Below are 11697 nucleotides of genomic sequence, written 5' to 3'. Positions count from 1 at the left end.
CAGCGATTGGATCGCCGGAAAGCGTCGAGGCAAGAGCGCGCGCAATCTACGCGGCGGTTGCCGGCGGACAAATCATTGCCCGCAGCAGATCCGACATCGCCGTATTCGATACCCTGATCGAAAGCTACCGCGCGGTGGGGCCGCTCCCTAGCTAGCTCCTTATATTGTCCTAAGTTGCGTAGCTGCACGCTCGACAGACATGAACCAATGACCGGTATGAGGATTGGCGGGGGAGGGCTAAATGACCGCATGTGGGTCTATCTCACGTCGACGGTAATTCGGTGCCAAGCCGTCGAGAGGTAGCCGGCGAAGTTCCAGACGTCTTCTGCCCGCTCGGGCTGCGATTGCCCGGCGTCGTCTACGGCACGCACCACTATCTCGTTCCGGCCTGGGGCCACGTCTATGTCGCAACGCCAACGCTGCCACGCATCCGGGGCGATTTCCTGGTCGATAAATTGTGCTTGCGCCCAGTGCCGGCCTCCATCGATCGAGAGGTCAACGCGCGCAACGCGGCGGCCGTAAGCTAGCGCATAGCCGGTGACCGCCAGCGGGCCGGCACCGACGATCTCACCATTGCGAGGGACGCAGATAGCAGAGTTGACCGGCATTGCCTCGATCACCAGCCCCTTGCTCCAATCGACGTCTCGGCCGTCCTCGTTGGGCGGGAACAGCTTATAGTCCCGGGCCTGGACCGGCGCAGCGCTCGGCTCGTCGCGCAGTTCGATACGGGTCACCCACTTTACGCTCCGCACCCCCGCATAGCCCGGCACCACCAATCGCATGGGCGCACCGTGTGCCGGGCTGAGCGGCTCACCGCCAATAGCCCATGCGATCAAGACGTCGCCCGCCATGGCGCGCTGTAATGAGATCGAGATTTCGTAGGGGTGCGTCTCACCTTCGACCTCGTCCACGTCTGCGGCAGTGCAAGCAATATAGCCTTCACGCCGGTCCCCGATGCCCAACTCGCCCAACACCTCGGCGAGGCTGACGCCCGTCCATTCGACGTTGCCGATCGCGCCGACTTCCCATGGGTCGCCGTTAGTCTTTCCCGCCGACTGGAGATCGGCTCGACGGTTTCCCGCGCATTGCATGGTCGCGACGATGCGTCGCTCGGCGAAATGTGCTTTGAACTGGGCAAGTGTCAGGTCGGCGTCGCGCAGGCCATTGCCTCCAAACCTGATCGCATGGTCGTCGGCTAGGTGGGGTATAACCCCATGGCTCCGGACGTAGAGCAGGGCCTGCGGGGTGAGGTATCGCTCGATAAGCCGGCTGGGCAGCGGCTCGGCGTTAAACGGCTCGCGCTGCTGGATGATGAAGTCTGCTTCGTTGAAGTCATCCATGATGCCCGCTCCTATGGTTTCGCGTCCTTGCAGCATAGCGGCGGCGGTAATTACTGACTATGCCGGCCGTCGCAGCGCGGCCCGCTCGCGTGCGGTTCATCCCATAACGCGGCGTGCCTGTATTCTGGCCGAGTCCTAAGAAGTTTTATGGGGGAAGGGCCGCTTGCGGTCCGCCCGCTAGACAAATTCCTGCGAATATGAACGAGCGGCAGAAGTTGAATAAGCCGTGGGCCCCTCTGAACAACCATAATTGGGTCTGCTCGGCCGCGAAGCAGCTCGGCTGAGAGTGCTTAAAGTCTGTTACTGGCTGCAAGCGGGCCCGGGAGACTGCGGGCCCATGGGTCGTTCTAGCCTGCCTGCGACCAGGCGATCGCGTCGGCCCCCGCGGGCAGATGCGCCGGTGCGCTCATGTCAGTCACCGCGCGCCAGACCGCCTCAGCAACGTCCTCGGACGAGGTGGTCGGTCCAGTGTCCTGCTGCCAGCCTGCCATTACCTGCTCAACCAACGGCACATAGGCTTCGGGAAAGCCGTCGGTCATCAACGCGCGGGCGTTGTCTCCGAAGCGTGTCGTCGGCGCGCGGCCCGGCAGCACGACCCGGACGCGCACGTTGAAGGGCGCGAGTTCCAGCGCGACGCTATCGGAGAAGGCATTCACGGCCGCCTTGCTCGCGGTGTAAACCGATAGCAGTGGCAGCGGCCGGTAGGTCACTGAGGAGGTGACGTTGACGACGACGCCGTCGCGCCGCTCGCGCATCTGCGGCAGCACCGCCTGCATCATTGCGATGGTGCCGAGCGTGTTGGTCTCGAGGATGTGGCGCGCCGCCTCGATCGGCGTTCCCTCAAGTGCGTTCAGGAAGCCGATCCCCGCATTGTTCACGAGAGCGTCGATCGGCCCCGCAGCCTCGACGATGTTGGCGATGCTGTCGGCGCTGATTACGTCTAATGGCAGCACTTTCATTCGCTCGGACGTGGGCAGCACATCCTCGCGCGGGGTTCGCATCGTCGCAACAACGTCCCAATCGCGCGCGGCAAAGTGGCGGGCAATCTCTAGCCCGAAGCCCGAGGAACACCCGGTTATCAAAATGGTCGGCATGCAAGCTCCTGTCGTTGTCACGCCAACAGATGGCAATCTTGAAGCGACATGCTACGGTCATCCGTCCGTATCTTTTTGGCGAGCGTCCAGATTGACCGATCCTCTCGCGCAGATTGTCAGCCTGCTTCAGCCCGACCTGTCCTATGCCAAATTTGTTGAGGCGGCAGGTCGATGGCGCGTCCGCCGGGTGGAGGACGGCCGTGCCTTCTTCTTCGCGGCGCTTGAAGGGACCGTCCTCCTCGACGTCCGAGACGAAGCGCCGCTGCTGATCGAGCCCGGCGACTTCGTGTTGATCCCGGCGGCGTATGATTTCACCTCGTCGAGTACCCACAGCGCTCTGCCGACCGGCCTCAACAGCATGCCAGTGGAGATCAAGCCTAACGTCTTCCGCCTAGGCGACCAAACCTGCGACCCCGATGTCCGCATGCTCGTAGGGCACTGCGCCTTCGCCTCGCCGGACGCCGCGTTGCTCGTATCGCTGCTGCCGTTGCTGATCCATGCGCGCGGAGAGCCGCGCCTGACGACCCTGATCCAGCTGGCGGTTGAGGAGTCCAGGGGCGAACGGGCGGGGCGCAATGTCGTCCTCGCCCGGCTGATGGAGGTGCTGTTCATTGAGGCGCTACGCTCGTGCGGTCCGCACTGCCCGTCGGGCATTCTGCGCGGCCTTGGCGATGAGCGGGTGGCGGCCGCGATGCGTGCCATCCACGAACAGCCGGCCGCCGCCTGGGACGTACCTGGCCTGGCCAAGACCGCCGCGATGTCGCGCTCTGCCTTTTTCGAGCGCTTCCGGCGCTCCGTCGGCAAGGCGCCGATAGAGTACCTCCTGCAGTGGCGCATGGTGCTCGCCAAGCGATTGCTCGAGGACGGCAAGCTAAGCGTCGCCGAGATCGCCCGACAGGTTGGCTATAGCTCGGCAAGTACTTTCAGCGTCGCGTTCTCGCGCCACGTCGGCGCTTCGCCGACTATTTTTGCACGGCGAAGGTCGTACGGCGACCTGACTGTGCGCGGCTCGCTACTACAACATGAACCGGTGTCCGCTTTCGGGTAAAGCTCGAGGAGCTTCGAGCGGCAGTTTTTGGGTCGCTTCTGACGCGCTCGCCCAAACGCCGATGACGCGGTTCTACACCGAATGCACGATTCCTACTCCAGTCCTTGCCCGGTGGCGGTGGAGGTTGGAACGACCGGCAGCAGCACTGCGCTTGCCCCACTACCGTCGGTGCCCGCTGCGGAGCCGTGTTCCAGCGTCATCGTTGCCGACCGGTAATCAGTGGGCTTGGCGAAGAAGACATTGGGAACATAGGTCGGGATGGGCTCGCTCGCAACAACCGGCGTCGCGGGCGGTAGCAGCCTTCCGCCTGGGTAATGGATGAGGGGCTGCTTTCGGGAAGCAGCCCCTCAGCTCTGAATGTCGCCTCGCTTTAAGTGAGCATCCGGCACGATCGATGCTCACCAGCCGAGATAATCGAGGAGTTCATTGTCATTCTCGACGGCTACCCGTGTAATCCGCGCGCGGGGTGAGGGAAGGCATGCCGCCTGTGACCGGTGTGGCGTGTCAACCGCGGGCGACTTACATAGTTAGGTGCGCAGCAGTGACGGCGACGCACAGGAGTTCCCCCATGGCTGCTAGACCACAAAGCCAATATCCTACTCTCTTCGACGGCGAGGCAGTCGATTTGCCGGTGGGATTTCACTATTTGCCTAGCTGCTACGATGCGGCCGGACAGCGCGCTATTCTGGCGGATATCCGCGCGGTGCTCGCGGAGGCACCGCTCTTCCAACAGGCCATGCCAAAGACCGGGGCGCCGCTCAGTGTAAAGATGAGCAACGCGGGCACGTTCGGGTGGGTGACGGATCGCGAGGGCGGCTATCGATACCAATCGCGTCATCCCAAGACCGGAAAACAGTGGCCACAGATTCCCTCGAACCTGCTGGACCTATGGAAAGAGCTGACCGGGGAGGTGATACAGCCTAATCTATGCCTGATTAACTTCTATGATGGCGAGGCTCGGCTCGGGCTTCATCAGGACAAGGGCGAGTCCAGCCTCGACGCGCCGGTCGTGTCCGTGTCGCTCGGCGACGATGCGACGTTTCTCGTCGGCGGTATGAGTAGGAAGGATGCCGTGCGCCGATTGCGCCTGCGCAGCGGCGATGTCGTCTGGTTCGGTGGCCCGGCCCGGCTGATCTATCACGGAGTGGAGGGCATCGTGCCCGGTTCCTCGCCGTTGCTGACGGACGAAGGATTTACCGGAGGAGGCCGCATTAATCTAACCTTACGGCGGATCGAACGACCTGCCGACAGAATAACTTAACCGCGTCACGAATTTACCGCCTGATTCTACGTCAGCACGTTAGTGCTAGCAGCAGGGGCTAGCCGATCAATCTGTCCCGCCCAAAGTAAAGGTTGCTATTACAAGCCTTGGGTCATTCCGATCGGCAGGTCAGCGTCTATTCCTGCCTCCTTGTCCGACACAAGGTCGCTGAGGACTTTATCGCTTCAAGGATCAGAGACGTTCACGGACGCCGCTGATGATCTGCCGGGTGGTGTTTGCCACGACCTGCGCCGCACCACAATCGCCCTTGGCCATCGACGTCATGAAGGCCTTCGCCTGCCTTCGACGGTGCGACCATCCTGATCGGCGGTGCACGTGGTTCGTCGTCTAAAAACTTTACCGTAGCTGTGAACCCGCCACAGTCCCCAAGGGTTTGTGCAGGGGACAGCGGAGCGCCGCTGGAACAGGAGAGATCGATGGCGACCGGTTTACTGAGAAATGGGGCGGACACCGTTTGCGCCATCGGCAAGGCCTCAATGACGCGCAAGATGGTGGAGGCTGCATGACGCCTTCGGCACTACCGCCCGTCCAGGGCGCGGCCGAACTGACGAAGTTCGACGTCACCATTTGCCGCTTTGACCCGGCCCAGGGGCCGGCGAGCGGGCAGGAGTTCGTGCTTCCGGTTGATAGCCCCGATGAGGAGCATGCGATCGCCTCGACGCTCGCCAATGCCGCTTCCTGGCCCGGCAAGGTCGAGAACGGACAGCCGCTGCCAGTCGCGTTCGCGGCCCTCCGCATCGCGCGGCGCTGAGCAGATGGACGATCTCGACACGCAGGCGGCCGACAACGCCGCGGTGCATCACGCTGCCAGCAAACCCGGCGGCAAGCCGAGCTTTGCGATGACGGATGGTGGTGGAGCTGACCCTACGCATCAGCACCTGTTCCACCTTGCGAGTGCAGCGCCGAGCCGCTTCGACGGTGGCGACCTGCGCGGTGCTGTGGCGGACAACTGGTCGGTGCTTAAGGGGCAGCAGGGGTCGGTATATCTCGCGCGGCTCGCGCCCGGTGGCGTGCGCGAGCCGCACTGGCACCCGTCTGCCTGGGAGATGAATTTTGTCGTCTCGGGTAAGGTTCGCTGGAGCCTGGTCGGGCCGGGCGGCACCGGCGACGCGTTCGAGGGCAAGGCGGGCGATCTTGTCTTCGCGCCGCAGGGTCACTTCTACTATTTCGAGAACGCCAGCGAAACAGATGACCTCGTTGTTCTGATCGTTTTCAACACCAGCGTGGCCGAGCCCGACGACGACATCGGCCTGGTGGAATCGCTATCAGCGATCCCGCCCGACGTACTTGGCGCGATCTTCGGCGTGCCGGCCGACACGTTCAAGGCCATCCCTAAAAACCGCGATCGCGTTGTGATCGCATCCAAGAACAAGGAGCCGGCGAATGGCTGATCTTTCAGGCAAGGTAGCCGTGGTGACGGGCGCGGCGAGAGGGATCGGCCGGGCCGCAGCCGAAGCGCTTGCAAAGGCTGGTGCCGACGTTGTCGGGATCGACATCGCGGGGCCGGTCAGCCCCATTCTCGACTTGGCGGCCGCTACGCCCGAGGAGTTCTGCGCGACCGGCCGCGTGGTCGAAGCGACGGGGCGGCGCTGGCTGGCGATCACGCTCGATCAGCGGGATCTGCCGGCGCTCCGCGAGGCCGCCACCAAGGTGGTCGAGACGTTCGGTGCGATCGACATTCTGTTCGCCAACGCCGGTATCCAAGCGTTCAAGCCGATCTTGGAGATGGAGGACATCGACTGGCACGATCAGATCGACGTCAACCTAACCGGCACGATGAATGCCGTGCGCGCCTTCGCCCCCGCGATCCGCGACCGTGCAAAGGCGACGGGCCACGGCCGCGTTATCGTCACCAGTTCGACGCAGGGGCAGCACGGCGCAAAGCATGGTGCGGCCTATTCGGCGACGAAATGGGGGATCATCGGCCTGATGAAGTCAGCCGCGCTGGAGTTCGGTGAGTATGGCATCACCGTCAACGCGTTGATCCCCGGGCTGATCGACACCGCGCTGACCCGGCACGAGGACCGATACGCTCAGGCAATAGAGGACGGCGGCAAGCAGCCGACCGGGGACGAAGCGAAGGACGAGCAACTGGCTAGGCAGGTGATGATTACCAAGACGCCGCTTGGCGTGCCGTGGATCGACCCAGCGGACGTCGCGCCGATGGTCGTCTTCCTCGCCTCCGACGCAGCGCGAATGGCGAGCGGCGGCACCTATTCGGTGACCGGTGGCGACAGCGCGCACGGCGTGGCCTGATGGTGAGAGAGAAAGAGAGCGAGATGAACGGAACTCGCATGGCCGGCGCGATCGCAGGCGGGCTCGTCGCCGGACTTGGGATCACCGCGCTGATGATCGCAGGCGAGCGAAAGAGCGGCAAGCCGTCTGAACTTGCCGATCTTGAGCGCACAAGCGCACGCCGGCTTGGAGTCCACCCTGTGCCTCGGGCGGATCGCCTGCCCGATGCAGCCGAGCAGGCGGTCATCCAGGGCGGCCATCTGCTGCTCTCCGCGGCGGCCGGTGCCGTGTTCGCGGCGACGGTGAATGAGGACGCCGGGGTCATCCCGTCCGGCGTGGCCTTCGGCCTTGCCTTCTACGGCGCCATGCATTGGATCACCGGACCGCTCCTGGGCGTGAAGAAGCCTGAGTGGCAGGCGGACGCCGGCACGATCGGTATGCACGCCGCCAACCATGTTGCCTTCGGCATCGCGACGGCAGCGGGCGCAAAGCTCGCGGCCAAGACGTGATCGCGGTAGATCGGTCGATAGGGACGACCTTGTCGCGAGCGCGATCGATGTGGGCGAAGCGGTGCGCCCCCGACAAGCTAGATGACGGTAAACCCGCCCGACCGCGCATCGCCATACGGCGGTGCGCGTTAGGCGATAGGCTAAGCTTTTAGAGGGCAGACGATGAGAGCGGTACGCATCCACCGATACGGTGGTCCTGAGGTCCTCGACTATGAGGAAAGCGTCGCCGATCCCGTCATTGGCGCCGACGACGTGCTGATCGCTGCGGTCGCAACCAGTGTGAACCCGATCGACTGGAAGATCCGCTCGGGTACGCGGCAGAAAGACTTCCCGCTCAAGCTGCCCGCCATTCTCGGCAAGGACGTCAGTGGCACGGTACTGGCGGTCGGGCGCGACGTTCACCACGTCGTCGTCGGCGATCGCGTGATCGCACTCACCGATGCGACCTATGCCGAGCAGGTGGCGGTGCCGGGTAAGCTCGTGACCCATCTGCCTGACGGCGTCGATCCAATCGATGCGGCGGCACTGCCGCTGGTATCGATGACGGGCGACCAGCTCGTGCGGGTCGCAACGCAGGCCATGGCGGGCCAGACGATCCTGGTGAGTGGTGCGCTTGGCAGCGTCGGGCGGGCGGCCGTCCACTCGGCGATGAAGCTCGGCGCCACCGTTATCGCCGGCGTCCGAGGGCATCAGCTCGCGGAAGCGGAGAGCCTCGGCGCGCCGGCATCCGTCGCGATTGACGACGAGGATGCGCTGGCTGCGCTCAGCCAAGTCGACGGCGTTGCCGACACAGTGGGCGGTGACACGGCGGCGAGGCTTCTCAGGAAGGTCAAGGCAGGAGGTCGGTTCGGCTATACCTCGGTGCTGCCCGAGGACGCCGCCAAGCATGCTTCGATCGAGATCAGTCGGGTCTTTGCGCAGCCGGACCCCGCAAAGCTTCGTGAGTTCGCCGACGATCTGCGCGACGGCAAGTTCGTGCTGCCGATCAACCGGCGCATGCCGCTCAGTGAGGCTCGAGCAGCGCATGAGCTTCTAGAGAAAGGCGGGGGCGGGAAAGTTGTGCTCACAATTTAGATCGATCGGCTGACCATCCTGACCACCAACGGGGAGAGGAAACCGGCACCTTCTGATCGGGGTGCTGTCGAACCAAGGTGGCAGGCGCCCATCCCGGCTCATAGCATGGCCAAATGCCTTATCCGGAGCCAAGCCGTCCTCTCACTCCGGCGCCTCAACTCCTCACCCTTCGTGATCTGGCTGATCGTGCGCATATGCGTGCGCTTTTCCTTGCCGGGCATGAGCGAAGCCACAGCATTTCCAATTGTCGATACGCGCTTGCCGCCAATTCCTCGCCTACAGCAATCCCAACATTGTCATGCTTCCCATTGAGCCACAGAAGCGAAAGAGCTCAGAATCTCAATGTTTCGGCGCGCGATGCCGGAGAGTGTCGAAGGAAGGAGCGAGAGCATAATCCTACCGATGAACGAATGTCCGAAGCTGGAGAGGAAGAATTGCCTGTCGAACGGCCGGAAGTGGGTCATCGCCCCCGTATGGGTCGAAGCAGATGTCGTTGGGCCACTTGCAAAGCCCAACTCTTGGAGCCTCACCCAATCGCATTGTGGATCACGGCAAGCTTCTCCCTGGCATGTCCCACTTCAATCGTGTTCATGCCGTCTCCGCCTTGTGGCTGTGAGAAGCTCAAATGAACACGGCCGCTTCGCAGGCCCGGCCGTCCTCCCACGGGCTCTGGAGGCCGGCATTCCTGACGAAGCGGCATTGAACGAAATCGTGTCATCAAAGCGTGGCCGTATCAAGCGATTGCCAACTCAATCGATCGTCATGCCCTGCGTCGGTAGTTCTGCAAGAGAACGAAGCTCGTGGACGGGACAACCGTTGTGCTGACCGCGGAACTGCGTCGACATCTCGTAGGTGGGCTTGCGCGCACGGTTGACGCCGCCAATCGGCTGATGGGCAGCGAGCCCGTGCCATGGGCTAAACGACACCGCCTTCTCCTGCTGCTCGCTGAGACCGTGCTGCCAGCCGAGCTGCGCGGGCACGGTGAGGCGAGCGACAGCCACGTACGGGCTAGCTTCCTCGTCCCAGACCACAGAGGAGTCTTCCACCGGCATCTTGTCGAGGTCGGTGCAAAGCTGCACGCGCAGCTCCCAAACGCTGTCCTGCTCGATCAGCTCTCGACCCATGTCCTCGCGCAACGCGTCCGGGCGGCCGGACGTATCGACCTTAATACCAGTGAGTTCGGTAAGGTTGGGCGACACCGGCGCGACTGAGATCTTTGCGATATAGCTACCATGCCGTAGCGGCACCTGGGTGTAGTACGTCTCGCTAAGGGGGTGAGTGTTGGGCGCGCCACCCAGCGTCTGGATCGTCGGGCTCTGGATGCCGACCGTTTCGAGCGCTGCGTCGACGGTCTGCAGCACGGCGGACAGGCCCTTCTTCAGCCCCTCGCCCGTGTCGGTGGTCTTGGCGAGCATCTTGAGATTGGCAAGAAATGCTTTCGGTGTGGGGGCTGCGAACGCCGGGCCGTTGACCAGGATGAAGTCTTGCGTGGTGTCGGCCTCCGAGCCCGGCAGGCGGTCGCCGGGAACGCCGAACAGCTTGACCGCGAGCCCGCGCGGCACACTGATGCTGTCTTCGAGGATGTCGCCAGGCAGCGTTGAGAAACGCAGCAGCGCATCATAGCTGCCGGGTGCCGAAAACAGGCCCTGGGCGAAAGAAGGCGCAAGGCCGGCGAGCACCTCAAGCTTACCCTTGACGATCGCGTGACCTTTCGCGTGGACGCCGCGAACGGCGGTGCCATAGTCCTTGGCGGTCGTCTCCTGAATGAGGCGGAGCTGCTCATTCAGCCCCTGGATGGTCTCCGCTTCGTCGTCGGCGCGCACCTCAATGTTTGGCGTGAAGGCAACGGGCGAGCGGTGGAGATCATCGGACATGGAATGGACCTTCTGCAAGCATGGGGTTCAATGGAAACTGTGCCCCGGCCGGTTTGGGTTCACGCAAGCAGATCATTTGGACGATCAGTGTCACTGATCTGGACGATCAGAGACCTCCGACGACACGAACTGGGATGGAACCCTGATGTTCTCGCCGTCCGGACGTGATCGGTAGTCTGCAGGTCCGCAGTCATATTTGGCCTGGAAGGCTCGCGAGAACGGCCTCGGACCGGCGTATCCTGCACTCTGCGCGATTACCTTAATCGGCAAATCGGTCGTTCGCAGCAGCCGTGCCGCGATGCGAAGCCTGGCCTTCTGCACGAAGTCGATCGGACCCTGACCAAAGGTCTTGGAGAAGTGGTCCGAGAACGAGGCACGGCTCATACCGGAAAGTGAGGCTAGGCTGTCGACCGTGTGAGGAGCTGCGGGATTGTCGATGATGGCAGCGAGCGCTTTGGAGAGGCGAGGGTGGGATATACCTCCTCCAGAGAGCTCCGTCTGCCGTTCCCGTCGATCGCGCAGCAGTGCAATGAGCCCTTGCTTCATCAAGGCTTGGCACATCGCCTGCGTGCCGAATCCGGCGCGGGTGATTTCGTCGGCCATTGCGTCGAACACGCTCGCAGGGATGACGCCCGTGACCATGTCACCTGCAGTCGGTGCTCGCAGCAGGTCAAAGAAGCCCAGGCCGTCTTGATAGGGCGCTGACAAGGCTCCACACAGCATAAGCGTATCATCGGCGCCGCTGCCCGCAGTGAACTCAACCAATCCGTCCCCAAGCAGGGCGCAACAATCAGCGGATTCGCGGACCTCGGCGTGATCGCCGACCTCGCCAACCCAGTGCTGCTCCGAGGTAGGCACGATCAGCATGCTCGATGGCGAGAACGGGATCGGTGGTGACGCGCCGACCCGGAGATGTCCGGACCCCCGCAGCACGAAGTGTATGGTCACCGCAGCGAACGCGGGAAAGGTCATCCTCCATCCAGTCTGGATTCGGCACACCGAGAAAGCGTGCGGGTCGACGTCGATGGTGGTCAGGAGCTGATCGAGCGTGCGTCTCATGAAATAGCGCTACCGCATGCGTGCCTCCGCGAACACCGTGCACATCCGGATACAACCGTGATTCAAGTATCCGTGGCAATATCCTATGCAATTGCCCGGGTGAACGAACTTCCGCTTACGGCAAATGCTAGAGCGGTCCTGGACGTCGCTTTCTGGGTCTGCATGCTTGCGGCGTTGCCTGC

Annotated in this window: 11 protein-coding genes; 7 read left to right on the top strand and 4 right to left on the bottom strand. The window is 63.1% G+C overall.

The features are described 5' to 3' along the window. Window positions 1-257: 257 nt before the first annotated feature. Together OXR00_RS18815 and OXR00_RS18810 are read right to left on the bottom strand one after the other, a co-directional pair. Window positions 258-1340: a molybdopterin-dependent oxidoreductase gene (locus tag OXR00_RS18815; RefSeq protein ID WP_267389757.1), complete on the bottom strand. Its 1083-nt coding sequence runs from the start codon at window positions 1338-1340 to the stop codon at window positions 258-260. 347 nt (window positions 1341-1687) lie between these two features. Next, a complete protein-coding gene (locus OXR00_RS18810; RefSeq protein ID WP_267389756.1) occupies window positions 1688-2434 on the bottom strand; it encodes an SDR family oxidoreductase in 747 nt (248 codons plus the stop codon). A 91-nt stretch (window positions 2435-2525) separates the two neighbouring features. On the opposite strand from OXR00_RS18810, the gene OXR00_RS18805 reads away from it, so the two are divergent. From OXR00_RS18805 to OXR00_RS18775, 7 genes are all read left to right on the top strand, one after another. Continuing rightward, window positions 2526-3482, top strand: a complete 957-nt coding sequence (locus tag OXR00_RS18805) for an AraC family transcriptional regulator (protein ID WP_267389755.1) — start codon at window positions 2526-2528, stop codon at window positions 3480-3482. A 568-nt stretch (window positions 3483-4050) separates the two neighbouring features. Next, the gene (locus tag OXR00_RS18800) at window positions 4051-4743 is read left to right on the top strand and encodes an alpha-ketoglutarate-dependent dioxygenase AlkB (protein WP_267389754.1); all 693 of its coding nucleotides are present in this window, start codon (window positions 4051-4053) and stop codon (window positions 4741-4743) included. Window positions 4744-5266: 523 nt separating this feature from the next. Then, window positions 5267-5515, top strand: a complete 249-nt coding sequence (locus OXR00_RS18795) for a hypothetical protein (RefSeq protein WP_242154294.1) — start codon at window positions 5267-5269, stop codon at window positions 5513-5515. Window positions 5516-5519: 4 nt separating this feature from the next. Beyond that, the gene (locus OXR00_RS18790; protein ID WP_267389753.1) at window positions 5520-6155 is read left to right on the top strand and encodes a cupin domain-containing protein; all 636 of its coding nucleotides are present in this window, start codon (window positions 5520-5522) and stop codon (window positions 6153-6155) included. After that, window positions 6148-7020, top strand: coding sequence for an SDR family NAD(P)-dependent oxidoreductase (locus OXR00_RS18785; protein ID WP_267389752.1), 873 nt, complete (start codon window positions 6148-6150; stop codon window positions 7018-7020). Before OXR00_RS18790 ends, OXR00_RS18785 begins: the two co-directional genes overlap by 8 nt. Before the next feature lie 38 nt (window positions 7021-7058). Further along, entirely contained in the window at window positions 7059-7508 is a 450-nt protein-coding gene (locus OXR00_RS18780; RefSeq protein ID WP_242154290.1) for a hypothetical protein, read from the top strand. Between the two features lie 162 nt (window positions 7509-7670). Beyond that, the gene (locus tag OXR00_RS18775; RefSeq protein WP_267389751.1) at window positions 7671-8582 is read left to right on the top strand and encodes an NADP-dependent oxidoreductase; all 912 of its coding nucleotides are present in this window, start codon (window positions 7671-7673) and stop codon (window positions 8580-8582) included. Window positions 8583-9331: 749 nt separating this feature from the next. Here OXR00_RS18775 and OXR00_RS18770 read toward each other — a convergent pair. Continuing rightward, a complete protein-coding gene (locus OXR00_RS18770) occupies window positions 9332-10456 on the bottom strand; it encodes a catalase family protein (protein WP_267389750.1) in 1125 nt (374 codons plus the stop codon). A 90-nt stretch (window positions 10457-10546) separates the two neighbouring features. Beyond that, window positions 10547-11515 carry an AraC family transcriptional regulator gene (locus OXR00_RS18765; RefSeq protein ID WP_267389749.1) on the bottom strand — a complete coding sequence of 323 codons (969 nt, stop codon included), beginning with the start codon at window positions 11513-11515 and terminating at the stop codon, window positions 10547-10549. Window positions 11516-11697 lie beyond the last annotated feature (182 nt).

The organism is Sphingomonas sp. GC_Shp_3 (assembly GCF_026540945.1).
GTDB lineage: Bacteria > Pseudomonadota > Alphaproteobacteria > Sphingomonadales > Sphingomonadaceae > Sphingomonas.
This window is presented reverse-complemented; position numbering and strand designations above follow the sequence as displayed.

What these genes read in the sequence shown, in the direction of transcription:
- OXR00_RS18810 (WP_267389756.1), bottom strand. Translation starts at nt 2,434, where the DNA reads ATGCCGACCATTTTGATAACCGGGTGTTCCTCGGGCTTCGGGCTAGAG.
- OXR00_RS18765 (WP_267389749.1), bottom strand. Translation starts at nt 11,515, where the DNA reads ATGAGACGCACGCTCGATCAGCTCCTGACCACCATCGACGTCGACCCG.
- OXR00_RS18770 (WP_267389750.1), bottom strand. Translation starts at nt 10,456, where the DNA reads ATGTCCGATGATCTCCACCGCTCGCCCGTTGCCTTCACGCCAAACATT.
- OXR00_RS18775 (WP_267389751.1), top strand. Translation starts at nt 7,671, where the DNA reads ATGAGAGCGGTACGCATCCACCGATACGGTGGTCCTGAGGTCCTCGAC.
- OXR00_RS18800 (WP_267389754.1), top strand. Translation starts at nt 4,051, where the DNA reads ATGGCTGCTAGACCACAAAGCCAATATCCTACTCTCTTCGACGGCGAG.
- OXR00_RS18790 (WP_267389753.1), top strand. Translation starts at nt 5,520, where the DNA reads ATGGACGATCTCGACACGCAGGCGGCCGACAACGCCGCGGTGCATCAC.
- OXR00_RS18815 (WP_267389757.1), bottom strand. Translation starts at nt 1,340, where the DNA reads ATGGATGACTTCAACGAAGCAGACTTCATCATCCAGCAGCGCGAGCCG.
- OXR00_RS18795 (WP_242154294.1), top strand. Translation starts at nt 5,267, where the DNA reads ATGACGCCTTCGGCACTACCGCCCGTCCAGGGCGCGGCCGAACTGACG.
- OXR00_RS18785 (WP_267389752.1), top strand. Translation starts at nt 6,148, where the DNA reads ATGGCTGATCTTTCAGGCAAGGTAGCCGTGGTGACGGGCGCGGCGAGA.
- OXR00_RS18780 (WP_242154290.1), top strand. Translation starts at nt 7,059, where the DNA reads ATGGCCGGCGCGATCGCAGGCGGGCTCGTCGCCGGACTTGGGATCACC.